The sequence below is a fragment of the Microbulbifer echini genome, from assembly GCF_041447225.1.
GTDB classification, from domain to species: domain Bacteria; phylum Pseudomonadota; class Gammaproteobacteria; order Pseudomonadales; family Cellvibrionaceae; genus Microbulbifer; species Microbulbifer echini.
This window is the reverse complement of record NZ_JBGMEL010000005.1, coordinates 117,708-140,152: the sequence shown is the minus strand read 5'-3', so window position 1 is coordinate 140,152 and position 22,445 is coordinate 117,708. Positions and strand designations below refer to the sequence as shown.

General features: G+C 55.8%; 26 protein-coding genes and 1 tRNA gene. 21 read left to right on the top strand and 6 right to left on the bottom strand.

The features are described from left to right. Window positions 1-429 precede the first annotated feature (429 nt). The 4 genes from ACCI51_RS06875 (at window position 430) to ACCI51_RS06860 (ending at window position 3,267) form a co-directional block, all read left to right on the top strand. Entirely contained in the window at window positions 430-1,638 is a 1,209-nt protein-coding gene (locus tag ACCI51_RS06875) for a pyridoxal phosphate-dependent aminotransferase (protein WP_371843072.1), read from the top strand. A 136-nt stretch (window positions 1,639-1,774) separates the two neighbouring features. Then, window positions 1,775-2,251, top strand: a complete 477-nt coding sequence (locus tag ACCI51_RS06870; RefSeq protein WP_299580065.1) for an Lrp/AsnC family transcriptional regulator — start codon at window positions 1,775-1,777, stop codon at window positions 2,249-2,251. Window positions 2,252-2,478: 227 nt separating this feature from the next. Next, window positions 2,479-2,724, top strand: a complete 246-nt coding sequence (locus tag ACCI51_RS06865; RefSeq protein WP_371843071.1) for a hypothetical protein — start codon at window positions 2,479-2,481, stop codon at window positions 2,722-2,724. Between the two features lie 138 nt (window positions 2,725-2,862). Then, window positions 2,863-3,267, top strand: coding sequence for a DUF4345 family protein (locus tag ACCI51_RS06860; protein ID WP_299580062.1), 405 nt, complete (start codon window positions 2,863-2,865; stop codon window positions 3,265-3,267). Between the two features lie 46 nt (window positions 3,268-3,313). Here the strand turns inward: ACCI51_RS06860 and ACCI51_RS06855 are convergent, their stop codons facing one another. The 5 genes from ACCI51_RS06855 to ACCI51_RS06835 all read right to left on the bottom strand — a co-directional run bounded on the left by ACCI51_RS06855 (window position 3,314) and on the right by ACCI51_RS06835 (window position 8,569). Then, entirely contained in the window at window positions 3,314-4,216 is a 903-nt protein-coding gene (locus ACCI51_RS06855) for a sterol desaturase family protein (RefSeq protein WP_371843070.1), read from the bottom strand. Window positions 4,217-4,333: 117 nt separating this feature from the next. Next, window positions 4,334-5,404, bottom strand: coding sequence for a helix-turn-helix transcriptional regulator (locus tag ACCI51_RS06850; RefSeq protein ID WP_371843069.1), 1,071 nt, complete (start codon window positions 5,402-5,404; stop codon window positions 4,334-4,336). 3 nt (window positions 5,405-5,407) lie between these two features. Then, on the bottom strand, window positions 5,408-5,974 hold the full coding sequence (locus ACCI51_RS06845) for a lytic transglycosylase domain-containing protein (RefSeq protein WP_371843068.1): 567 nt from the start codon (window positions 5,972-5,974) through the stop codon (window positions 5,408-5,410). 218 nt (window positions 5,975-6,192) lie between these two features. Then, on the bottom strand, window positions 6,193-7,923 hold the full coding sequence (locus ACCI51_RS06840; RefSeq protein ID WP_371843067.1) for a proline--tRNA ligase: 1,731 nt from the start codon (window positions 7,921-7,923) through the stop codon (window positions 6,193-6,195). Between the two features lie 244 nt (window positions 7,924-8,167). Further along, window positions 8,168-8,569: an HU family DNA-binding protein gene (locus ACCI51_RS06835; RefSeq protein WP_299580046.1), complete on the bottom strand. Its 402-nt coding sequence runs from the start codon at window positions 8,567-8,569 to the stop codon at window positions 8,168-8,170. Between the two features lie 288 nt (window positions 8,570-8,857). Between ACCI51_RS06835 and ACCI51_RS06830 the strand changes: the two genes are divergently transcribed. The 3 genes from ACCI51_RS06830 (at window position 8,858) to ACCI51_RS06820 (ending at window position 11,832) form a co-directional block, all read left to right on the top strand. Next, window positions 8,858-9,127: an FmdB family zinc ribbon protein gene (locus ACCI51_RS06830; protein ID WP_371843065.1), complete on the top strand. Its 270-nt coding sequence runs from the start codon at window positions 8,858-8,860 to the stop codon at window positions 9,125-9,127. Window positions 9,128-9,204: 77 nt separating this feature from the next. Further along, on the top strand, window positions 9,205-10,983 hold the full coding sequence (gene aspS / locus ACCI51_RS06825; protein ID WP_299580040.1) for an aspartate--tRNA ligase: 1,779 nt from the start codon (window positions 9,205-9,207) through the stop codon (window positions 10,981-10,983). 105 nt (window positions 10,984-11,088) lie between these two features. Beyond that, entirely contained in the window at window positions 11,089-11,832 is a 744-nt protein-coding gene (locus ACCI51_RS06820; protein WP_371843064.1) for a YebC/PmpR family DNA-binding transcriptional regulator, read from the top strand. 112 nt (window positions 11,833-11,944) lie between these two features. Here ACCI51_RS06820 and ACCI51_RS06815 read toward each other — a convergent pair whose 3' ends face one another. After that, a complete protein-coding gene (locus ACCI51_RS06815; RefSeq protein WP_371843063.1) occupies window positions 11,945-12,475 on the bottom strand; it encodes an HPP family protein in 531 nt (176 codons plus the stop codon). Between the two features lie 153 nt (window positions 12,476-12,628). Between ACCI51_RS06815 and ACCI51_RS06810 the strand changes: the two genes are divergently transcribed. The 14 genes from ACCI51_RS06810 to ACCI51_RS06745 all read left to right on the top strand — a co-directional run bounded on the left by ACCI51_RS06810 (window position 12,629) and on the right by ACCI51_RS06745 (window position 22,415). Continuing rightward, window positions 12,629-13,228 (top strand): TetR/AcrR family transcriptional regulator, encoded by a 600-nt coding sequence (locus tag ACCI51_RS06810; RefSeq protein ID WP_299580032.1) that lies wholly within the window; start codon window positions 12,629-12,631, stop codon window positions 13,226-13,228. A 114-nt stretch (window positions 13,229-13,342) separates the two neighbouring features. Further along, window positions 13,343-13,870: a crossover junction endodeoxyribonuclease RuvC gene (ruvC, locus tag ACCI51_RS06805; RefSeq protein ID WP_299580030.1), complete on the top strand. Its 528-nt coding sequence runs from the start codon at window positions 13,343-13,345 to the stop codon at window positions 13,868-13,870. A 59-nt stretch (window positions 13,871-13,929) separates the two neighbouring features. Next, window positions 13,930-14,541: a Holliday junction branch migration protein RuvA gene (gene ruvA, locus ACCI51_RS06800; protein ID WP_299580027.1), complete on the top strand. Its 612-nt coding sequence runs from the start codon at window positions 13,930-13,932 to the stop codon at window positions 14,539-14,541. 24 nt (window positions 14,542-14,565) lie between these two features. Next, window positions 14,566-15,588, top strand: coding sequence for a Holliday junction branch migration DNA helicase RuvB (gene ruvB, locus ACCI51_RS06795; protein WP_299580024.1), 1,023 nt, complete (start codon window positions 14,566-14,568; stop codon window positions 15,586-15,588). A gap of 56 nt (window positions 15,589-15,644) precedes the next feature. Continuing rightward, complete coding sequence (gene ybgC, locus ACCI51_RS06790) at window positions 15,645-16,049, top strand: tol-pal system-associated acyl-CoA thioesterase (RefSeq protein WP_299580021.1); 405 nt, start codon at window positions 15,645-15,647, stop codon at window positions 16,047-16,049. Between the two features lie 4 nt (window positions 16,050-16,053). Continuing rightward, window positions 16,054-16,743 (top strand): protein TolQ, encoded by a 690-nt coding sequence (tolQ, locus tag ACCI51_RS06785; protein ID WP_299580018.1) that lies wholly within the window; start codon window positions 16,054-16,056, stop codon window positions 16,741-16,743. 20 nt (window positions 16,744-16,763) lie between these two features. Beyond that, a complete protein-coding gene (tolR, locus tag ACCI51_RS06780; protein ID WP_371843062.1) occupies window positions 16,764-17,195 on the top strand; it encodes a protein TolR in 432 nt (143 codons plus the stop codon). A 7-nt stretch (window positions 17,196-17,202) separates the two neighbouring features. Next, window positions 17,203-17,997 carry a cell envelope integrity protein TolA gene (gene tolA / locus ACCI51_RS06775; RefSeq protein WP_371843060.1) on the top strand — a complete coding sequence of 265 codons (795 nt, stop codon included), beginning with the start codon at window positions 17,203-17,205 and terminating at the stop codon, window positions 17,995-17,997. Continuing rightward, window positions 17,994-19,289, top strand: coding sequence for a Tol-Pal system beta propeller repeat protein TolB (tolB, locus tag ACCI51_RS06770; RefSeq protein ID WP_371843059.1), 1,296 nt, complete (start codon window positions 17,994-17,996; stop codon window positions 19,287-19,289). The genes tolA and tolB overlap by 4 nt, the downstream gene beginning before the upstream one ends. Window positions 19,290-19,384: 95 nt before the next feature. Next, the gene (locus ACCI51_RS06765; RefSeq protein WP_299580005.1) at window positions 19,385-19,870 is read left to right on the top strand and encodes an OmpA family protein; all 486 of its coding nucleotides are present in this window, start codon (window positions 19,385-19,387) and stop codon (window positions 19,868-19,870) included. Between the two features lie 18 nt (window positions 19,871-19,888). Beyond that, a complete protein-coding gene (locus ACCI51_RS06760; RefSeq protein ID WP_371843057.1) occupies window positions 19,889-20,719 on the top strand; it encodes a YbgF trimerization domain-containing protein in 831 nt (276 codons plus the stop codon). A gap of 113 nt (window positions 20,720-20,832) precedes the next feature. Beyond that, the gene (gene queE, locus ACCI51_RS06755) at window positions 20,833-21,492 is read left to right on the top strand and encodes a 7-carboxy-7-deazaguanine synthase QueE (protein ID WP_371843056.1); all 660 of its coding nucleotides are present in this window, start codon (window positions 20,833-20,835) and stop codon (window positions 21,490-21,492) included. A gap of 38 nt (window positions 21,493-21,530) precedes the next feature. Next, window positions 21,531-22,208 (top strand): 7-cyano-7-deazaguanine synthase QueC, encoded by a 678-nt coding sequence (gene queC / locus ACCI51_RS06750; RefSeq protein WP_371843055.1) that lies wholly within the window; start codon window positions 21,531-21,533, stop codon window positions 22,206-22,208. Window positions 22,209-22,339: 131 nt separating this feature from the next. After that, window positions 22,340-22,415: transfer RNA gene (locus tag ACCI51_RS06745), tRNA-Lys, on the top strand. Window positions 22,416-22,445: the final 30 nt, after the last annotated feature.

The following is a 22,445-nucleotide window of genomic DNA, read 5'->3' as shown; positions in this document are numbered from 1 at the left end:
GGAGAATGGCCAAGTATTTTTTCATGTTTGTTAAGCTTTTTTTTATTAGTCTCTTAATGCTTGGGCTAAAGCCTTAGGTGGTTGTTTTAAGTTATCGGGGCTATAGCGTTGGCGCTCTCCTAGCATGTCTCTTTATAGGCCTATTGGATGGCAGAGTCTCCAAAAATAGACTGACTTAATAGTCATGCTCTAGTAACGAAGAGGCGAGTTTTGATTTGCCGCTTTCGAAATCCCTTCGAAACCCTTATGAGGTTCCTCCTCACGCCTTTCTTGACCCTCTACAGGAAGACTCACTGAAGGCAAATGTCCACAGAATTTTCTGCGGTAATCCCTTTGGAATCTTCTGGGTAATGCGAAATATACGCCGATATAGCGCCATAGATTACTTTGATGGTTGCTACCTTAGCGGACATAAATGGCAGATAAATAGTGAAAAACGTGACAGATTTTACTCCCCGATTCAGCCTGCAGAGCGAGGCCCTGAACTGTGAGGATTCCAATGTATGGGCCGTCAGCGACCGGGCCCACCATCTTGCCAGCAAGGGAGAGGATGTCATTTTCCTCTGTGTGGGAGACCCGAACTTCGATACCCCCGAGCCAATACTGGACTTTGCCCGCGCGCGTTTGGGCGTGGGGCGCACCCACTACTCACCCGCTGCCGGTGAGCCGGTGTTGCGCCGTGCCATTGCCGATATAGAGAGTAGGGTGTCACCACACCCTTGCAATCCCGATGATGTTGTCGTGTTTCCCGGCGGTACCAATGCGATTTACGGGGTGCTTTCATGCCTGCTGAACCCTGGTGAGGAGATTGTGATCCCCGAGCCGATGTATATCGGTTATGTTCCCATTTGCGATAGCCTCAGGCTTTCAGTAAAGCGGGTGGCCTGCCCGGCGGAGCGGGATTTTGCTTTCGACATAGAGTCAATTAAGGCTGCAGTAAGTGATGAGACCCGGGTGGTAATGATCAACACTCCGGTTAACCCTACCGGTGCTATGGCCAGCCCGGAGCAGCTGCGTGAGCTGGCGGCTTTTTGCCGTGAGCGCAATATCTGGCTAGTGTGCGATGAGATGTACTCCATGATCACTTTTGCCCGCCGCCATACCTCCCTGCGCACCGCAGCCGAGTCGCTGGACAATATTGTGGTGATTGATGGCCTCTCCAAGTCCCACGCCATGAGCGGTTGGCGCCTTGGCTGGGCCGTGGCGCGCGGGCCCTTAGTGGACCGCCTGGTGGCGTTTGCCGGCGCTACTATCTTTGGTTGTCCGCAGTTTATTCAGGAAGCGGCGGCTTTTGCTTTAGAGTTCGATTCCTACTTCGTCAAGCAGATGCGCGAAGCCTATGAGCGTCGCCGCAATCTGATTGTGGAGCGTATTGGCAGAATTCCAGGGCTCAGCTGTTACAGTCCGGAAGCCGGTATGTTCGTGATGGTGAATGTGTCCGAGGTGGCCAGCTCTGGGCAGGTGTTTGCCGAGGCCCTGCTCGAGGCCGAGCGGGTATCGGTACTGCCGGGAACCCCCTTTGGTGAGAGCGCGGTGAATCACGTACGCCTGACCCTCGCGGCGGATGAGGCCGAGTTATCACGCGCTTTGGATCGGATTGAGCGCTTTGTTACCTGTGCAAATCGCCAGGCTAGTTAACCCAAGCGGCGGTCACCAGTGCACAGTCCTCCCTTGCTGAGGTACTGGCTTTGTTATTGCCTGAGGCTGTAATGTTTCAGCCTCAGGCGAATACCGCTATCCTTGCCCCCTTTCAGATTCAAAAGAAATCAGCTCCGTGAAAATTGACCGGCATAATTTGCGTATTTTGCAGGCTCTGCAAACCAACGCCCGTATTAGCAACCTGAATTTGAGTGAACAAATTGGACTGTCGGAGAGTGCTTGCCTGGCCAGGGTGAAACGCCTCACCAGCGAGCGCTATATCCGTGAGTTCCTCGCCGAGATCAACCTGGATAAGGTGCGACATGCAGAGTTCTATGTGAATGTGGCCCTGAAACGTCAGGATGCGCGCACCAGCGAGAACTTCCGCCGGATTATCAGCGATATCCCGCAGATCGTTTCCTGTGTAAAGATGTCCGGTGAATTTGATTACATGTTGCGCTTTATCTGTCCGGATGCGGCGGACTTCAATAAAGTCTCCGAGCAGCTGCTGGCGAATGAGGAGGCGGCTATCTCCCGTATGACTTCGCATTTGGTTATCGAAAAAACCAAGCCTTTTACCGGCTACCCCCTGGCGCTTTTATTCCAGGATTAGAAGCTCCAGTGGGCAGTGGGCAGTGGGCAGTGGGCAGTGAGCTTGTTTCTCTGCCCGCTGCTGCTTCAAGCCGCCTATGCGGTAGCGGTCTCTGTGTGGCAGCGGTTTCATTGGCCCTGTCGGCCCCATCTCGAGATTCCCTGTCCGTTACTCAATACCCGATCGCATGGCTTTAAAGCTGCGCGCTTTATGCCGGAGTCTTTCAATAGTGTAAAGATTGCGAAAAGGTGCTCAATCTGCGCTTTGAATATGACAATTGCATTGCGGTATACCCCGTGTTCTTGTACAAGCGTGTTAAGTTTGAGGCTTGGCATCGCTCGCCAAATGTTGTGTGGGCTGTTCTGGCTGATACTGCCATTGGTATCGGTTGCGTTTTGTGCAAGGCCAAACTGGCTCAGTTCACTGTTGAGTTGAACAGCCTGCTTGCGCGGTATCAATACGAAGAGAGCAATCCTCTATTTCCTGACAATTGATGCAAGGTTAGTGATCTAATTAGAAGAGTGGCGGTTGCAACCTCATATATACTTTAGTCAGGCTTCTGTGCGGCGATAGCGGTTGGGGAAACTGCTCGCCAGGGGCTGGTAATTACCGCCAGTGCAGGGGAGTGGCAGTTGAAATATTTAGGACGGGTCTACCTGACTCTCAATCTATTGGTGTTTGCGTCTATTGGCCTTGGAGCTTTATTTAATCCAGAGGCCTTTGCCGCGGCTATTGGGTTTACCTTTACGGCTCCCACTGCAGTACCCGAGTTCCTGGCAACTTATGCGGGCTTTATGTTGGCCATCGCGGTCATTCTACTGGTGGCGCTAGCCATGCGGCCCCATCGTCGCGCCGCCTATGCTTCTTTATCCATTGCGTATATTGGTTTTGCCGCCGGTCGCCTTTTCGGCATGTTTGCCAGTAGTAGTTTTGATGAGCGCAACCTACTGTTTTTTGCCCTGGAAGTGGTCATGGTACTTTGGGGGCTCTATTGCTATCGAGAATCCCGCTGGCTGCCCCTGCAGCACGGACACTAGCCCTGTTCTTTCGCGATGAGAGGCCTTCAGGCGAGGAGCCTCTTGATTAAGCGGTTATCTTTCCCGGCTCGGAATCGGCAGTCGCTCCGGCTAGCGTCCCCTCCTGCGGCTGCTGTTCCCCGTGTAATTTGCCATCCACAGCCTGGCGGAATACCTCTTTGTAATCCTTAAATTCCGTGCCCATTAATCGGTCCCACCAGGTGAAGTAAAAGCCGTAATTGCCCTGAAAGCGCTGGTGGTGCAGATCGTGGTGGGTTGTGGTGGTCATATTATCCAGTGCGCCATCGACCCAGCCACGCGGGTGGAACTCGCGCCCGGTATGCAGCATGGCGTTGCGGAAAATCATGATAAATAGAAAGCTGAGCCAGATACTTGGGTGCAGAGGGATGGTTAGTGCAATAAGTGGTGAGAAGAGACCGTTGATAAAAATTTCTCCCACGGAAAAGCTGTAGGCTGTCCAGGGAGTGGGGGTTCGCGATATATGGTGCAGGCGGTGGAAGTGCTTAAACACCTTCGGATGATGCATGGCCCGGTGGGTCCAGTAGAAATAGGCATCATGGAGAAGAAGTACCACCGGCAGGCTCAGAATGCCCCACCACAAAGGGTAGTCACTCCAGTTCCAGTAGAGTTTAGCGATACCCATATCCTGCAACAGGTTAATGGTGATACCAAACAGGGTGAAAATGCAGACGGTGAGCATGGAGTAGCTGACCTCCCTTCGAATATCCCCCCAGCTTGCTCGGCGTTTCTGAATACGGCGCCGGTTCATCCAGGCGCGAAACAGCCAGCCCGCGCAGATACTCATAACCGAGGCCGCCAGCACATAGCGAAATAGGGTCAGTTTGAAGTGGATGGCTCCGTAGTGAGCCACATCTGCGAGGAAATCCATAGTCTCACCATCCATAGTCTTTGCCGCAGCCTTAGTGGAGCGGTCGGCGTCCCCGGCCACCCAGAGGTTCTGGCTGCACAGGTAGCACTTGTCGTGATGGCTTCAGTCTGGGGAGGTTTCCTGCGGGTGGCTTGCGGAAAATGAAAAAATGCTGACGAATTCCGAATGGTTCTGCATTCAGGCGGGCAGCTTGTCGCGGCGGTACTCCGTGGGCGTCTGGTTGTGGCGGCGCTTAAAGGCGGCATTGAAGGGGCTGAGGGATCGATAACCGATATCCAGGGCGATCGAGAGTACTGGCAGGTGTGCCTGGCCTGGATCCGCCAGGCGGGCACTGGCCTCGTCAATTCGGAAGTGATTCAAGTATTCGTTGAAATTGCGATATCCCAGGTGGCGGTTGATCAGAGTACGCAGTAAGTGTTCGCGGGTGCCCAGCTGGTCAGCCAGTTCCCGTATGGTCAGCCCTGTGTATCGGTAGCCGCCATTTTCCATATGCTCCTGAAGCTTTAGTAGTTGCGCCTGTTGCGGTTCATCCAGGCTTGGCAGGGGGGGCGGAGGTAGCACTTCCTCTATTAAGGGAACCTCTGCCAGAGGTTGTGACAGGGATTCCCCTATCGCGCTGGGGGAGAGCGCCAGCAACCACAGACAGGCAGCCAGGGACAGTAGGCTGGCGAGTAGTGCATGCAAGGTTGGCACACCATCGGGAACTGGCCTGTAGGCAAATAGGGACTCGGCGCCGATCACAATCAACATATAGGTGCCCACCGCAATTAGCAGAATGGCGCGCAAACGGCGGCGTTCTTCAACCAAGTCCGAGTGAAACTGACCCAATAGAGTGAACATTCCCAGGCCGATCAGGCCCAGGCGGGTAAATTGGGACAAGTTAAAAAAGGCTGCTTCTGTTTTGTTGCCCAGGGGGATTGGTGCGTGGTTCGCGGCGAGGCTAAAGACAATAGAGAGACCGATGGGAAGCCAGCCCCAGGGGGGGAACGGTTCCTCCTCGCGACAGAGCAGGTGGGTAAACAGCCAGAAAGCGGCGGGTACCAGGATGATCGGCAGGTGAAGGAGTAATCCGCCAAGGCCGCTAAACGGCGGCAGCGTGGGCAGTAGCAGATAACAAATAACACCAAGCAGCACCAATATCAGCCAGCGCCCGGCAGCGAGTTGCCGGTGATGCACGGAAACTTTGGTGGCGGCCAGTAATAGCAGTGCGCAGGCACCGCCGGAAAAAAACAAATAGCCGGAAGTCATGGCCTATCTCCAGCGGCTGGCCCAGGCATCGAGGACTTTGCTGCTATAAGTGTGGCGACCGTAGCTGCCGTTGTAGTAGGCGAGCGCGTTGGCGAGGTTTCCCTTGGCCTTTTTGATGTAGTGTTTGAGGATGGTACAGCCGTAGCGCAGGTTGGTATCCATATCAATTAGGTTGTCATCGGGACGGCCGATTTCTTTTTTCCAAAATGGCATCACTTGCATCATTCCCTGGGCGCCCACACGGGATACCGCGTAGGGGTTGAAGGCACTCTCGATCTGGATTACCGCCAGGACAATTTCCGGGCGCAGCTCCGCTCGGATCGCTTCGCGGTGCACCGCCTTGAGTACGTGCATGCGTCTTTTGGGGTCTTTGATATAGCGGGATAGCGGCTGGGACTTGGACATCAACCACACTTCCGCATCGAAGCGATCGGCAAAACTATCCGCCTGAGTAATGGCTTCACGCAGGGCGAGGCGCAGCTCAGGATCCACTTCTTTTGCGCTGTTCTGGGCGATGGCGCTGCAGCAAATCAGACCGAACCCCAGTGTGGTAATGGCTTTTCTTATCATGCCGGGAATTTTACGAGATCTAGGGCGATTGGGTAGCGCCTTTTATGGACCTTTTACGCAAAATTCACTAAGAAGTTGGGGCGGCGAGGGAGTGCAAGTGTGCTGCTGCCGCTGGTGGACCGGCGCCAGCGAGTGAAATATCCGCAAATTTGCTCTCTATGCCGGTATTTCACGGGCGAGAAGCCGGCAGAGGAAAACTCATCTGCCGGCTGGGCGGGTTAATTATGGCCAAACTTCTCCAGCAATACGTCTTCCAGTTGGGAGACGGCGAACTCCTGGCTCTCGGCATCGGCGCGTCCTTTATATTCCACCACGCCTTTTTCCAGTCCGCGGTCGCCGATCACGATACGGTGGGGGATACCGATCAGCTCGACATCCGCGAGCATGGCACCGAGGCGGGCTTTGGGCTCATCCATCAGCAGTACATCGACACCTTTAGCGCGTAGGGATTCGTACAGGTGTTCGCATTTTTCGCGAACCAAATCGCTCTTGTGCATGTTGATGGGCACAATGGCGAGCTGGAAAGGTGCAATGGCGTCGGGCCAGATAATGCCGGAGTCGTCGTAATTTTGTTCGATAGCGGCGGCGACAATGCGCGATACGCCGATGCCGTAACAGCCCATAGGTATGACCTGCTCTTTGCCGTTCTCGTCGAGTACCGTCGCATTCATGGCGCGGCTGTACTTTTCACCCAGCTGGAAAATATGGCCAACTTCGATACCGCGTTTGATTTCCAGGGTGCCCTGGCCATCCGGGCTGATATCGCCGGCGACTACATTGCGCAGGTCTTCTATGCGGCTGAGTGCCACATCGCGACCCCAGTTGACGCCGGTGTAGTGGTAGTCGTCGCGGTTGGCACCGCAGATAAAGTCTGCCAGGTGTGCTGCAGATCTATCCACAATCGTTTCGACCTTCATACCCACCGGGCCTAGAGACCCGATATGGCAACCCAGCGCTTCGGCGATACGTTGCTCCGGGGCGAATTGCAGCGGGCTGGCAATACCGCTGAGCTTTTCCGCTTTCAGTTCATTCAGCTCGTGGTCGCCACGCAGTACCAGTGCCACCAGTGGTGCGCTTTCACCCTCTTCACATTCACCCAGCACAATCAGGGTTTTTACTGAGTGGGCGGGATCGCTCTGCAGGAATTCACTCACTGCAGCGATGGTTTTCTGGTTTGGTGTGTGGACCTCCTGCATTTCCTGGCTGGGTGCGGCGCGCTCGCCGGTCGGGGCCACCGCCTCGGCCAGTTCTACGTTGGCGGCGTAGCGGGATTTGCTGGAAAAAGCGATATCGTCTTCGCCACTTTGCGCGAGCACGTGGAACTCGTGGGAACTGGAACCACCGATAGAACCGGTGTCCGCTAGTACCGGGCGATAATCCAGGCCGATACGCTCAAAAATACGGCAGTAGGCGCCGTGCATGATGTCGTAGGTTTCCTGTAGGGAGTCTGCGTCCACATGGAAGGAGTAGGCGTCTTTCATCGTGAATTCGCGCGCGCGCATCACCCCGAAACGCGGGCGGATTTCATCGCGGAATTTGGTCTGCACCTGGTAAAAATTGGCCGGCAGCTGTTTGTAGCTTTTGATTTCATTGCGGATCAGGTCAGTGATGACCTCCTCGTGAGTGGGGCCCAGGCAGAAATCGTTATTGTGGCGATCACTAATACGCAGTAATTCGGGGCCGTACTGCTGCCAGCGACCGGACTCTTCCCACAGTTCAGCAGGCTGCACTACCGGCATCAACATTTCCAGGGAGCCGGCGCAGTCCATCTCTTCACGCACAATACGCTCCACCTTGCGCAGTACACGCAGACCGGTGGGCAGCCAGGTGTAGAGGCCGGAGGAGAGGCGGCGGATCATACCCGCGCGCAGCATCAGCTGATGGCTGATTACTACCGCGTCGTTAGGGGTTTCTTTCTGGGTGGCGATGAGATAACGGGATGCGCGCATAGGAATAAACTGGGTTCAATTATCGGTAAGCTGGATATTTTACGCTATTCACCGGCTAATAAATATTGCGGAATAACTTCGCCGGGTAAGACTTGGTTGCCTTCTTCGGAAAACCGCTTGCCGCAGTTTACCGGAGCCGGAGAGGAGCGATGACAGCGTGGGGCGATGGTAAGCGTTGATGAGTATTCAGGGCCAATAAAAAACCCCGCGAGTGCGGGGTTTTTTGCATGAAGGCTGGGAAGTCTTAGGACTCCGCCATTTCCTTCAGCTTTTTCAGTGGGCGAACTTTCACCTGAATGCTGGCCGGCTTGGCTTTGAATACAGTTTCTTCACCGGTGAAGGGGTTGATACCTTTGCGGGCTTTCTTGGCCGGCTTCTTCACGGTGGTGATTTTCATCAGGCCCGGCAGGGAAAACTCACCGACGGCGCGCTTCTTGATGTGACCTTCGATAATATCGCTCAGCTCGTCCAGAACAGATTGAACCTGCTTGCGGGACAGTTCAGTACTTTCCGCAATCTGGTTCAACATCTGGGTCTTGGTGAACTTCTCTTTGATTGCTTTTACTTTCTTAACTGGAGCGGCTTTCTTTGCTGGGGCCTTCTTGGCGGCAGCGGTTTTGCTGGCAGCTTTTTTGGCGATAGCCATGGCTTACTTCCTTCTTTGTTGTTCGGTGTGTATCCGGTAAAAGTGTGTTCGGTCTCCCGCTGCGCTGCATTCACAAAACGACGCCTCAGCGGGTGATGGGGGGAAGTATATATAGTTTTTGTTTGGTCGCACGGGGAAATACTAGAAAAACAGTGCTTTTTCCCTATTTCCTACTTAATTTGAGACCCCAAACCCCTTCCACAAAGGTCAAAAGGGAGGGGTTGCTTCTTCCATCTGGGGGGCTCATGTATACTCTGTTCCCCTTTTTCCAGCATCAGGTACTGAGTAATGCCGATCTATGAATACCAGTGCAATGCCTGCGGCCACGAGATGGAGGCCCTGCAGCGCATGAGCGATGATCCCCTTAAAGACTGCCCGGCTTGTGATGAGGCCGAGTTGCACAAGAAGATTTCTGCAGTGGGGTTCCGCCTTAAGGGAGGCGGCTGGTACGAAACAGACTTCAAAACCGGCAGTAAGAAAAATCTGGCCGGCGATGCCGCGAATGGTGTCAAGGCCAAGAGTGGCCAGCCGGCAAAGGCGGCGGCGAAGACGGCCTGAATCCGCTGTGCGGAGCCGCTTGTGCGGTGTACTCTCTATTTAACCTTTTTACCTATCGATAACGGGAATTTTCATCCATGCGCAGCGACTACTGTGGCGTCCTTCGTTCCGCGGATATAGACCGTGTAGTAACCCTCTGTGGCTGGGTCGATCGCCGCCGCGATCACGGCGGAGTGATCTTCATTGACCTGCGTGACCGCGAGGGTATCGTGCAGGTGGTCTTCGATCCGGATGCCGCCGAGCATTTTGAGATGGCCGATCGCGTGCGCAGCGAATATGTACTCAAGGTGACTGGCCGTGTACGCGCCCGAGCCCCGGAGGCCCTCAATCCGAATATGGTGACCGGTGAAGTTGAGGTCTACGGCACCGAGTTGGAAATTCTCAATACCGCTGAAACAGTGCCCTTCCAATTGGACGAGCATACGGCAGTGGGTGAGGATGTGCGCCTTAAGTATCGCTATCTTGATCTGCGCCGTAACGAAATGCAGAACAACCTGTATTTCCGTTCCAAGCTCACCACGGCGATCCGCAATTATTTGGATGAGCACGGCTTTCTCGATATCGAGACCCCAATTCTGACGCGCGCCACCCCGGAAGGTGCGCGCGATTATCTGGTGCCGAGCCGTACCCACGAAGGCAAATTCTTCGCCCTGCCGCAGTCCCCACAGCTGTTTAAACAGTTGCTGATGGTGTCCGGTTTCGACCGCTATTACCAGATTGCCAAGTGCTTCCGCGATGAAGACCTACGCGCCGACCGCCAGCCGGAATTTACCCAGATCGATATTGAAACCTCTTTCCTCGACGAGGAAGAGATTATGGCGATCACTGAGGGCATGGTGCGCAAGTTGTTCAAGGAGTTGAAGGGAATTGAACTGGGTGAGTTCCCGCGCATGACCCACTACCAGGCCATGTTGCGTTACGGTTCCGACAAGCCGGACCTGCGTATTCCTCTGGAAATGGTAGAAATTAAAGACCTGATGGCCGAGGTGGACTTCAAGGTGTTCTCCGGTCCTGCCAATGATCCCAAGGGCCGCGTGGCTGCGATCAAGGTTACCGGGGGATGCAGCAAGCTGACCCGCAAGCAGATCGACGATTATGGCAAGTTTGTCGGTATCTATGGGGCCAAGGGCCTGGCCTATGTGAAGGTCAACGACCGCTCCGACCTGGAGAATGGTCTGCAGTCGCCCATCGTGAAGTTCCTGCCCATCGAAACCCGCGCGGCCATCCTCGATCGCCTGGAGGCGGAGACTGGCGATATTATTTTCTTCGGTGCGGATACGGCCAAGGTAGTCTCCGAGGCCCTGGGCGCCCTGCGCTGCAAGCTGGGCGAAGATCTCAACCTGTACACCAGTGAGTGGGCACCGCTGTGGGTGGTGGCCTTCCCCATGTTTGAGGAAAATGATGACGGCAGCCTCACCGCGCTGCACCACCCATTCACCGCGCCATCCTGCAGCCCGGAGGCGCTGGAGCAAAACCCACTCGAAGCCCTGTCCCGCGCTTACGATATGGTGCTGAACGGTACCGAATTGGGCGGTGGTTCTGTGCGTATTCACGACCAGGTTATGCAGCAGGCGGTTTTCCGTATCCTCGGCATCTCTGAAGAGGAGCAGCGGGAGAAATTTGGCTTCCTTCTGGACGCCCTCAAATACGGCGCTCCGCCCCACGGCGGCCTGGCCTTCGGCCTGGACCGTTTGGTGATGCTGATGACCGGCAGCGATTCGATTCGCGATGTTATCGCCTTCCCCAAAACCCAGAGTGCCGCCTGTGTGATGACCGATGCACCGGGCGCAGTGGACGCCAAGCAGTTGCGTGAGCTGAGTATTCGTCTGCGCCAAAAAGAAGAAAAAATCAGCTGACTTTTCCCCGATGGGTCGAGCGAAGCGAGCCCATCAAATCGTGGAGATGGGCAATTCGCTTCGCTAACGGGCCCATCCCTCGCACTGACTGAAGAGAGACGGACTATGGCCGGACATAGTAAATGGGCCAATATCAAGCACCGCAAAGCGGCTCAGGATGCCAAGCGGGGCAAGATTTTCACCAAAATTATTCGCGAGTTGACCGTGGCCGCCAAGGGGGGGGCCAACCCGGACGATAACCCGACGCTGCGCACCACTATCGACAAGGCTCTGGGCGCGAACATGAAGCGTGACACCATTGATAAGGCCATCGCCCGCGGGGCAGGTAATGCCGATGGAGACAGCTATGAGGCGGTGGTTTACGAGGGGTACGGTGTCGGTGGTGTGGCGGTACTGGTGGAGTGCCTCACAGACAATCGCAACCGCACGGTAGCCGAAGTGCGCCATGCTTTTTCCAAGCGCGGTGGCAATCTGGGTACCGATGGTTCCGTGAGCTATCTGTTTACGCGCAAAGGTCAGATGTTCTACGAAGTGGGTGTAGACGAAGAGGCATTGATGGAAGCGGCCCTGGAGGCGGGTGCTGAAGATATCGAGTCCAATGACGACGGCAGCGTTGAGGTTACCACCGAGTTCCAAGACTACCTCACGGTGAAAGATGCCCTGGTTGCAGCCGGTTTCACCCCGGATAATGCTGAAATTGCCATGATCCCCTCGACCACTATCCCATTGGATAGAGAGGGCGCGGAAAAAGTCCTGGCCCTGGTCGAGATGCTGGAAGATCTCGATGATGTGCAAAATGTCTTCACCAATGCGGATATTCCCGCCGAGGTTATGGAAGAGCTGGGCTGAGGTCTGTTTGTTTGCGGGCAGGAATTATCCTGCCCGGTTTCCCCCGGTGGTCAGCCATCTGATAATTTCATCCAGTCATGGCGCACAGAGATCAAAACCAATTTCGCCATTCTTATTTCGCTTTCCGGCGGCTGAAACCGTGCCAGTACACGGGCCATTTAGTTTCTTCACCACAGTTGTTGATCAATGAGGCGACCGCAACTAACGCGATACTTCCGATCAGCACCGGTGCCAGCAGGTAGTCGAACCCCACAACATCCTGGCCGGCAAGAATGATGACTAATGGGTTGGCTCCGGCGGGTGGATGTACCGCGCGGAAGTACTGCATTTGCATGATGGATACACCGACTGCCAGTGACATCACCAGGATTGAATCACCGAAGCCGTAGAGCGCAACCAGACCCACCGTTGAAGTGATGAGGTGACCAGCAATGACATTGCGCGGTTGTGCCAGAGGTGAGGCCGGGGCGGCAAATAAGAGTACACATGTCGCACCGAAGGGTGCCATCAGCCAGGGGGTCCCGGTGAGATGGCCCAAAGCGCCAAGTAATAAAATACTGGTAAAACCGCCGATAAAGCCTCTTATCATTTGGATAAGTTTTGGTTTGGGTGGCAGTGCACCGCCGCCACGTAACTTCTTCATCGGTCACTTCCTTCGGGTCGCCAGGCGTATTTATGAGTAGTCGCACCAAGCAGTGTGTACAAATCTGTACATACTGCTTGGTGCTATGATACAGATCTGTACACATGGGCACAATCTCCTATCGCTATAGAGGCTCGCTGAGAAAAATTCGTGATGAATAAGAAAGAACAGATTCTGGATACGGCGGAAGCACTATTTAATACGCTTGGCTACACCGCCGTGGGGGTCGACCTGATCCGGGATAAGGCGAAAGTTTCCAAGACATCGATGTATCGACATTTTGGCTCGAAAAATAAGTTAATTGAGGCGGTACTGATCCGGCGGCACCAATGTTTAGAGGCGGAGTTAACCGCTGTGATATCGGCAGCAGCAAACCCGGATAAACGGCTGGAGGCAATACTGGATTGGCATTTTTCCTGGTTTAGGGCCGCCGACTTCAAAGGCTGTATGTTCATGCATGCCCTGGCTGAATTTCGGGGGCACGATGAAATCCTGGTACAACAGGCGATGGTGCATAAGGCTTGGCTGAAGTCGCTGCTGCACTCAATTTTCGAGCCGGGTGAGCCGGGGGTAGAGGCTAAGACAGAAGTTATTTTGACCTTCTTGGAAGGTATGACAGTGAGGGCGGAGTTTGGCGAGGTAACCGGATGCGAAGAGGTTTATCGCCTGGGGGCCAGAGCACTGGCCGCGAAAAGCTTCTCTGCTAACAAGGCGAGGGCCGTGACGGAGGGGAAGACGGATAGCTTTAATTAAACTGTCGGCCAGCAATCTTTGAGCATCCTGCTTACCCTCTCCCTTGACGCCCTGCTTCCACCTTGGGACACTCCCGCCACTATATAAACATACAGATATTTGGAGAGTTGCCACTTGACCCGCATCCTGGGGATTGACCCCGGCTCGCGCAAGACGGGCTATGGAATTATTGATGTAGAGCGGGGTAAAGCGCGCTATGTGGCCAGTGGTGTGATTCGTATCCCCGAGGGGCCCCTACCGGAGCGCCTGAAATTGATTTTCGATGCGGTAAGCCAGATTGCCCAGCAATACCAGCCGGCGCAGATGGCAATTGAAAACGTATTTATGTCGAAGAGTGCGGGCTCCGCCTTGAAGTTGGGACAGGCGCGCGGTGCGGCCATTGTGGCCGGGGCCAATAGTGGCCTCGCTGTAGCTGAGTACGAGGCCCGCAAGGTCAAACAGGCGGTGGTGGGCAGCGGCGCTGCCGACAAACTACAGGTACAGCATATGGTCAAGACCTTGCTGTCTCTGCCGGGCACACCTCAGGAGGATGCTGCCGATGCCCTCGCTGTGGCGCTGTGCCATATGCACACGGAGCAGACCCTGGTCTTTACCGCGGGCGGTGCGCGCAGTCGCTTCCGCCGTGGCCGCCTCAGCGTATAGCGCACGCTTAAAAAGTTAGCCCCTCACACGGGCAGCGATAGACAAACCTGGAACAACACATGATTGGAAGACTGAGTGGCACTTTGGCTGCGGTACAGCCCCCTTTATTGCTGATAGATGTGCAGGGGGTAGGCTACGAAGTACTCGCGCCCATGACCACGATTTTTGAGTTGCCCGCCCTGGGCCAGCCTGTGCAGCTGCACACGCACCTGGCGGTTTCCGAAACCGCCCAGCAGCTCTATGGCTTTGTTCGCGACTCTGACCGCAAACTGTTTCGCACCTTGATCAAAGTTAGTGGTGTGGGGCCAAAAATGGCGCTAGCTATTTTATCCGGCCTCGACGGCGCCGCTTTGGCGCGTTGCGTGGCCGAGGATAATGTGGCGGCCCTGGTAAAAGTACCCGGTGTCGGCAAGAAAACCGCAGAGCGTCTGATTGTCGAGTTGCGCGATAAGTTGACCCCGGATTTTGGCGACGTCAACGATATCCCGCTGATGGCCGCGGCCGCGGTACCCAAGGTGGACCATACCGGTGAGGCGGAGAGCGCCTTGGTGGCTCTGGGCTATAAGCCTACCGAGGCCAGTAAAATGGTGGCCCGCGCCGGCAAGGAGCAGGCTGATGCCGATAGTGCAACCCTGATTCGCCTGGCCCTGAAAGGCATGGCACCCGCCTAAATCGAGTGCCCTGGAGTAGTTGTGATGATTGAAGCCGATCGTTTGGTGGCCCCAGAACCCGCCGGGCCCTCTGGGCAGGAAGAGCAGTACGACCGCGCCGTGCGCCCCAAAAGTCTGGCTGATTATGTGGGCCAGCCGGTGGTGCGCGAGCAGATGGAAATCTTTATCCAGGCCGCCAAACTGCGCAAAGAGGCCCTGGACCATACCCTGGTATTCGGCCCACCAGGCTTGGGCAAAACCACTCTGGCAAATATTATTGCCGCGGAGATGGGGGTGGCGATTAAGACCACCTCGGGGCCTGTGCTGGAGAAGGCCGGTGATCTGGCTGCATTGATGACCAACCTGGAACCGGGGGATGTGCTGTTTATCGATGAAATTCATCGCCTCAGCCCCCATGTGGAGGAGGTCCTGTATCCGGCCATGGAGGACTACCAGCTGGATATCATGATCGGCGAAGGGCCGGCGGCGCGCTCGATCAAGTTGGACTTACCGCCTTTTACCTTGGTCGGTGCCACAACCAGGGCTGGGCTGCTGACTTCCCCCCTGCGCGATCGCTTTGGCATTGTGCAGCGCCTGGAGTTCTACAGCGTAAAAGACCTGACCAGTATCGTGTGCCGCTCAGCCGGTTTGATGGGGGTGGAAATGGATGAGGGCGGCGCTCTGCAAGTGGCGCGTCGTGCCCGTGGTACGCCCCGAATCGCCAATCGTCTGTTGCGCCGTGTGCGTGATTACGCGGAGGTTAAAGGCGATGGCACAGTAGATCCGGTTATCGCCGATGCCGCCCTGAATATGCTTAATGTGGATGAAAAAGGGTTTGATTCCCTCGATCGGCGTATGTTGCTGGCGATGATAGAGAAGTTTGATGGCGGTCCCGTGGGGATAGATAGCCTCGCCGCCGCGGTGAGCGAAGAGCGCGACACCCTGGAGGATGTGCTGGAGCCCTACCTCATCCAGCAGGGCTATATTGCCCGAACGCCCCGCGGGCGGGTGGCCACTGGGCTCGCTTACGAACACTTCGGCCTAGCCAAGCCGGATAGAACTGGCTGAGAACCTTTTGCCCGGCACTGCCGGGTCTGTGTAACTGTGGATACGAGGGAGAATAGATGAGGGAAGAGTTCGGTATCCCTGTGCGGGTCTATATCGAGGATACCGATGCAGCCGGCATCGTGTATTACGTGAATTATTTGAAGTATATGGAGCGGGCGCGCACAGAACTGTTGCGCTCCCTCGGGTATGATAAGCCGGCGATGCCGCAGAAAGGGATACTGCTGGTGGTGCATTCCGCCGACGTCCAGTACCGCCGTTCCGCCTGGCTCGATGACGCATTGCGCGCTACTGCGGTGGTTGGCAAACTGGGGCGGGCCGCGGTGACCTTTGAACAAAAAATTTGGCGCGGCAATGAGCTAATTTGCGAAGGCGTGGTCAAAGTGGCCTGCGTCGCTGACGACAGTCGCAGGCCCTGTGCCCTGCCGGAACCCATTCATTCAGCATTAAAGGCAGTTACTTAATAAGATGAACGCCGGTGAACAACTTTCTCTTTGGGGGCTAATCCAGAACGCCAGCCTGCTGGTACAGCTGGTTATGCTGTTGCTGCTATTGGCCTCGGTGGTCTCCTGGGTCATGATTATTCAGCGCGGGCTTTACCTGTCCCAGGCCAAGCGCTCCCTCAATAATTTCGAGCGCCGTTTCTGGTCCGGGGCGGACCTCAATAAGCTGTTCCGCGAGGGCAATGAGCGCGCCGAGAAAGGTAAGACCGATGGCGTTGAATCCCTGTTTCGCGCCGGCTTTACCGAATTTACCCGCCTGCGTCAGCAGGGTAGCAGTGGCCCCGAAGCGGTTATGGAGGGCACCGAGCGCGCGATGCGTGTCGCTATGTCGCGGGAGCAGGAAAAGGTGGAAATGAACCTGCCATTCCTGGCAACGGTTGGCTCTGTGAGTCCATATATAGGCCTCTTCGGTACGGTCTGGGGCATTATGAATTCCTTCCGCGGTCTCGCCACCATGCACCAGGCTACGATCGCCACGGTGGCTCCCGGTATTAGTGAGGCGCTGGTAGCTACCGCGATGGGGCTGTTCGCGGCAATTCCCGCGGTGATGGCCTACAACCGCTACTCGGCCAAGGCGGAGTCGCTGCTATCCAGTTACGAGACTTTCGCCGAGGAGTTTTCCTCTATTTTGCACCGCAAAGTGCATTCCGGCTGAGTAGTGAGTAGGCGAACCCTATGAGTGTGTTTCGCAAGGGAAACAAAAAGAAGCTGGTTTCCGAGATCAATGTGGTGCCCTACATCGATGTGATGCTGGTGCTGCTAATTGTCTTTATGGTCACGGCACCATTATTGATGCAAGGGGTCAAAGTCGACCTGCCAAACGCGCCCTCGGCGCCGATGGAGGATACCGACGAGGAGCCGCTAATCATCTCGGTGCGTGCCGACGGCACTTATTACCTGAACCTGGGCACCGATGAGCAGGTGGCTAAGTCCCTTGCTGAGATCAAGGAGACGGTGGCCAAGGTATTGCGGCAGAAGCCGAAAACCCCGGTGCTGGTCTGGGGCGATACTGAGGCCCGCTACGGCCTGATCGTTAATGCCATGACCGAACTGCAGCAGGCGGGGGCACCGAGTGTCGGCCTGGTGACAGAGCCTCCACAGGGGTAGGGCGCCGGTGAATAAAGGCTTTTACGCACTGGCAATTGTAGTCAGCCTCCTGTTGCACGGAGCGCTGATCACCGCTATTACCTATGGTTGGGAAGCCAGCAGCATGCCCGAGCGCAAACCGATGCCGAAGTTTGTGCAGGCCAAACTGGTGACCATTGAGGCTGCGACTCCTCAAAAGAAACTGCCCAAGAAGGTGGATAAAGTACAACAGCGTGCCCAGCGCGAAGCCGAGCAAAAGCGCCAGGCGGAAGTTGAGCGCAAGCGTCGAGCCGCCCTGGAACGCAAGAAAAAGCTCGAAGCCGAAAAAAAGCGCAAGGCCAAAGTCGAGGCCGAGCGCAAGGCGCGGGAGGCGAAAGCGCAGCGCGAGAACGAGCGAAAAGAGAAAGAACGCAAGAAAAAAGAGCTTCAGGAGCAGTTGGAGAAAGAGCGGCAGAGCTCCTTTGACGAGGCACTAGAAGACGAAGAGGATTTGCTGGATGCCAATGAGGCGCAGCAGGCGATGGCCTCAGTAGGCCAGGCGATTCGACAGCAAATTGAAGCGGTCTGGAGTCGTCCGCCCAGCGCCCGCAATGGTATGACCATCAAGGTGAAAATTAACTTTGTCCCCACTGGCCGGGTGGTGGCAACTAATATCGTCGAGGGCAGTGGCAACACAGCACTCGATCGTTCGGTACTCACCGCGATTCGCCGGGTGGAAGTCTTCCCCGAAGTGGCCGAGCTGGCGAGGGAAGAGCCGACGATATTCGAGCGGGAAGTCCGCACAACCATTTTGAACTTTATAGTCGAAGATTTGCGCCAATGATCAAAAGTTTACTGAAGACCGTCGTCATTATTGCAATTACCTCGGTGAGTTTAGGGGTACGTGCCCAACTGGTGGTGGATATCACCAGCGGTATTGATGACCCTACGCCGATTGCTGTATCTCCATTCAGTTGGTCTGGTGGTGGGGTGCTAGCGGAAGATGTTTCCGGGATTATCTCCGCGGACTTGCGCCGCAGCGGCCTGTTTTCGCCAGTGCCTAAGGAGGACATGCTGTCCTTCCCCAAGACCCCAGAAGACGTGGTTTTCCGCGATTGGCGTATCCTCGGTACCGAGTACATAGTGACTGGTCGTATTGAGCCCCAAGCCCCCGGTTATCTGCTGACCTTTGATCTGGTCAATGTTTTCGGCCAGCACAAGATGTTTACCAAGCAGGTGCGAGGTGGCCAGACCCAGCTGCGGGATATCGCCCACCGCGCCGCCGACGAAATCTTCCAGTCCATCACCGGTATACGCGGCGCCTTCTCCACCGAGATGGTGTATGTGCAAGAGGAAAAACGCGCAGGTAAACCCAGCTATGTGTTGATGCGCTCGGATATCGACGGTGCGCGCGCTAAGCAGGTGCGCCGCTTCAGTGCGCCGGTAATGTCACCTATGTGGTCGCCGAATGGTCAGGAGCTGGCCTACGTTTCCTTTGAGACCGGGCGCCCGGCGATTTTCCGCGAGAATCTGCGCAGCGGCGAGCGCAAGCAGCTGACTAACTTCAAGGGCATCAACAGCTCACCGACCTGGTCTCCCGATGGAACCAAGTTGGCTATGGTGCTCTCCAAGGACGGCAACCCGGAGATCTATGTCCTGGATTTAGCGAGCGGCAAGTTCACTCGTATGACCAGACACTTCTCTATTGATACCGAGCCGAACTGGATGCCGGATGGTAAATCGCTGGTTTTCACCTCAGATAGGGGAGGGAAGCCACAAATTTATCAATTGACTCTTGCCACTGGTCAAGTCGACCGCTTAACCTTCGATGGCGACTACAATGCGCGGCCGCGTGTTTCTCCTGACGGGAAGACGCTGGTCATGGTACATCGCAACCGGGGAACTTTTACCATCGCTACGATGGATATTAATTCGGGCAGAATGCGTGTCCTCACGGAGACCACCCTGGACGAATCCCCCAGCATTGCGCCGAATGGGGCCATGCTGATGTACGCAACCAAGCGCGGAGACAAGGGCATTCTGGCTGCGGTATCGCTAGATGCTGGGGTGAAGTACAACCTGCCCTCACAGAGGGGCGATGTCCGTGAACCGGCATGGTCGCCATACTTTGATTGAGGCGGGGCCCAACGCTCAGAAGCGTAGGGTATTTATAAGACCAATTTAAAAAAAATCTTTCAGGATTTTCGATAACACTAAAAGCGGAGTAGCTTATGTTGAAATCAGTAAAAACGGGACTGGGCCTGGCCTGTGTTTTGGCAGTAATGGCCGGTTGTAGCAACACCAGCAGCGACAATACCAGCGGTGAGGAATACACTCAGCCTGAGGTGGATACCCAGGTTGAAACCAGCGTTGTAGAGGAGAGTGAAACCCTGGCTCCTCTGGAAAACGTAGTGTACTTCGACTTCGACCAGTCCCTGCTGAACCCGGAAACCCGTGAGCTGCTGATCCGTCACGCCGATCGCATGCGCGGTGCAGCCTCTGCTGTTCGCCTCGAAGGTCACGCCGATGAGCTGGGCACTCGCGAGTACAACCTGGCTCTGGGTGAGCGCCGCGCAAATGCCGTACGCGACTTTTTGGTACTGCAAGGCGTAGACGCAGCTAATCTGGAAGTGATCAGCTACGGTGAAGAGCGTCCGGCTCAGATGGGCTCTAACGAAGCTGCCCGTGCGATGAACCGTCGCGTTGTTATTAACTAATCGTCAAAATGGATGCCAATGGCTTTTACGATTAGAAAACTGGCGATCGCTGCAGCAATGATGGCTGCGGCATCGCCCGTATTCTCCCAGGCCCCGATTGTCGACCTGTCTGCCAGCAGTCAGGAGCAGTCGCTCCCCACGAGTGGCCGTGGTGTCGAGGAAATTCACCTCGCCCGCGCCGCAAGTCGCAGCCCCAGAGCTCAGACCAACCCCCAGGCCGAAGCCTACTACCAGATGCAGGTGCTGCAGCAGGAAGTGCGCGAATTGCGTGGATCGGTTGAAGAGCTGCGCCACGAGATCAAGCGTCTCAAGCAGCAGCGCACTGAGGATTATATGGATCTGGATCGGCGGATTGCCCGCCTAAGCGGCACTGAGCCCTCGGCACAACCCTCCGCCCAGCCGCCGGTTAAAGGGGGAGGCGGTGCCGCTGTCCAGAGCGGATCTGCGATGCCACCCAAGCCGCAGGGGCCGAAAGACGGCAAGAGCGAGCGCGATCGTTACCAGGCCAGTTTTGGCTTGGCTCGCAACGGTGATTACGGCGGTGCCAGTGCTCAGTTTAAGAGTCTGCTGCAAGACTTTCCCAACGGCCAGTATGCTCCCAATGCCAACTACTGGCTGGGAGAGATAGCCCTGGTTCAAGGAAATCTTGAAGAGGCTCGAGGGTGGTTTGTGGCGCTACTCGATGGCTACCCCAACTCCAATAAGGTTTGGGATGGCCGCTACAAGCTGGGAACCGTTTACCACCAGCTGGGCGACCAGCAGAAAGCTCGCAACCTGTTAGAGCAGGTGGCGAGCAGTGATGCCAGGGCATCCAACCTGGCTAAGAAGTATCTCCAGGATAACTTCTAGTCGCGTATAGGCGCTGCTGAGCCAGTTGCGTCGCTGGTTTTTTAACCAGAAAAAGCCTATGATCCCGCGCCCGAATGGCATGTGCCATCCGGGCGTTTTTGTGTCGGGTGTTTATGACCAGTCTGTCTAAAGAATCGCTCAGAATTAGTGAAATTTTCTACTCTCTCCAAGGGGAGGCGCGGGAATGCGGCCTACCAACGGTGTTCGTGCGCCTAACGGGGTGCCCGCTGCGCTGTACTTATTGCGACTCGGAGTACGCTTTTTATGGCGGCGAGCGCATGACCCTGGAGCAGATATTGCAGCAGGTGCAAAGTCATCCGGCGCGCCATGTCTGTGTGACCGGTGGTGAGCCATTGGCCCAGCCCAATTGTCTGCCGCTGTTGGAGGCTCTGTGCAATGCGGGCTATTCAGTATCCCTGGAGACCAGCGGTGCCATGCCGGTGGAAAATGTGGATCCGCGTGTCTCACGGGTTGTCGACCTGAAGACGCCGGCTTCCGGGGAGCAGCACCGCAATCGCATGGAAAATATGCAGGTGCTGACTCGCCGGGACCAGATCAAGTTCGTAATTTGTGATCGCAGTGATTACGACTGGGCCAGATTTACCTTGGACCAGTACCGCTTGCCGGAGCGAGTGGGAGAGGTGCTTTTCTCGCCCAGCTATGAGCAGTTGCCGGCGCGGCAACTGGCGGAGTGGATCTTGCAGGATGGTCTGCCGGTCCGCATGCAGATGCAGCTGCATAAATTGCTGTGGGGAGATATCCCGGGTGTCTGATTGGCCCGGTGATTGTGTATTGATGAATTGAGGAAGAGATGACTGCAAAGAAAGCGGTAATTTTGCTGTCCGGTGGCCTCGACTCGGCCACAGTGCTCGCCATGGCGCGTGCAGACGGGTACGAGTGTTACGCTCTGGGTTTCGATTATGGCCAGCGTCACGAAGCGGAACTGTTGGCGGCGAAACGTGTGGCGAGTGATCTTGGGGCGGTAGAGCACAAGGTGGTGAAGCTCGACCTGCGCTCTATCGGCGGTTCGGCCCTGACCGATGACACGATTGAGGTTCCGGAAGAGGAAACCAGCGGTATCCCGGTGACTTATGTACCGGCACGCAACACGGTTTTTCTCTCCATTGCCCTGGGATGGGCCGAGGTCCTCGGAGCACAGGATATTTTTGTCGGTGTCAATGCGGTGGACTATTCCGGCTACCCGGATTGCCGGCCGGAATATGTCGAGGCCTATGAGACAATGGCCAATCTGGCTACTCGCGCCGGAGTTGAGGGCCACAAGCTCTCCGTGCGGGCACCGTTGATGCAAATGAGCAAGGCCGATATCGTGATTGAAGGGACGCGCCTTGGGGTTGATTACAGCTTGACGGTATCCTGTTATCAGGCGCGCCCAGATGGTGCGGCCTGCGGTCGCTGCGATAGCTGTAGACTGCGCGCTGCGGGATTCGCCGATGCAGGCCTTGCGGACCCAACGGTTTATGCCAGGTGATTGTCAGTTGGCGTCAATTTTGAGGGAAATACCTAACTCCTTAAATTCGTTAGATTTTTTTTCGAGTTAGGTATTGTTTTTTCATAATAGATCCGTAAGATACGCAGCTCCTCACATCGAGGCACGGAAAAGGGTCGTTAGCTCAGTTGGTAGAGCAGTTGGCTTTTAACCAATTGGTCGCTGGTTCGAATCCAGCACGACCCACCATTTTCCACCGGGAATGCTCACAGCAAACCC

Bases quoted from the DNA above. Each gene is read 5' to 3' on its own strand.
- tolB (WP_371843059.1), top strand. From the start codon at position 17,994: ATGATCAAAAGTTTACTGAAGACCGTCGTCATTATTGCAATTACCTCG.
- ACCI51_RS06820 (WP_371843064.1), top strand. From the start codon at position 11,089: ATGGCCGGACATAGTAAATGGGCCAATATCAAGCACCGCAAAGCGGCT.
- ACCI51_RS06830 (WP_371843065.1), top strand. From the start codon at position 8,858: ATGCCGATCTATGAATACCAGTGCAATGCCTGCGGCCACGAGATGGAG.
- ACCI51_RS06815 (WP_371843063.1), bottom strand. From the start codon at position 12,475: ATGAAGAAGTTACGTGGCGGCGGTGCACTGCCACCCAAACCAAAACTT.
- ybgC (WP_299580021.1), top strand. From the start codon at position 15,645: ATGAGGGAAGAGTTCGGTATCCCTGTGCGGGTCTATATCGAGGATACC.
- ruvA (WP_299580027.1), top strand. From the start codon at position 13,930: ATGATTGGAAGACTGAGTGGCACTTTGGCTGCGGTACAGCCCCCTTTA.
- ruvB (WP_299580024.1), top strand. From the start codon at position 14,566: ATGATTGAAGCCGATCGTTTGGTGGCCCCAGAACCCGCCGGGCCCTCT.
- queC (WP_371843055.1), top strand. From the start codon at position 21,531: ATGACTGCAAAGAAAGCGGTAATTTTGCTGTCCGGTGGCCTCGACTCG.
- queE (WP_371843056.1), top strand. From the start codon at position 20,833: ATGACCAGTCTGTCTAAAGAATCGCTCAGAATTAGTGAAATTTTCTAC.
- ACCI51_RS06760 (WP_371843057.1), top strand. From the start codon at position 19,889: ATGGCTTTTACGATTAGAAAACTGGCGATCGCTGCAGCAATGATGGCT.
- ACCI51_RS06765 (WP_299580005.1), top strand. From the start codon at position 19,385: ATGTTGAAATCAGTAAAAACGGGACTGGGCCTGGCCTGTGTTTTGGCA.
- ACCI51_RS06810 (WP_299580032.1), top strand. From the start codon at position 12,629: ATGAATAAGAAAGAACAGATTCTGGATACGGCGGAAGCACTATTTAAT.
- tolR (WP_371843062.1), top strand. From the start codon at position 16,764: ATGAGTGTGTTTCGCAAGGGAAACAAAAAGAAGCTGGTTTCCGAGATC.
- ACCI51_RS06840 (WP_371843067.1), bottom strand. From the start codon at position 7,923: ATGCGCGCATCCCGTTATCTCATCGCCACCCAGAAAGAAACCCCTAAC.
- aspS (WP_299580040.1), top strand. From the start codon at position 9,205: ATGCGCAGCGACTACTGTGGCGTCCTTCGTTCCGCGGATATAGACCGT.
- ACCI51_RS06835 (WP_299580046.1), bottom strand. From the start codon at position 8,569: ATGGCTATCGCCAAAAAAGCTGCCAGCAAAACCGCTGCCGCCAAGAAG.
- ACCI51_RS06850 (WP_371843069.1), bottom strand. From the start codon at position 5,404: ATGACTTCCGGCTATTTGTTTTTTTCCGGCGGTGCCTGCGCACTGCTA.
- tolQ (WP_299580018.1), top strand. From the start codon at position 16,054: ATGAACGCCGGTGAACAACTTTCTCTTTGGGGGCTAATCCAGAACGCC.
- ACCI51_RS06845 (WP_371843068.1), bottom strand. From the start codon at position 5,974: ATGATAAGAAAAGCCATTACCACACTGGGGTTCGGTCTGATTTGCTGC.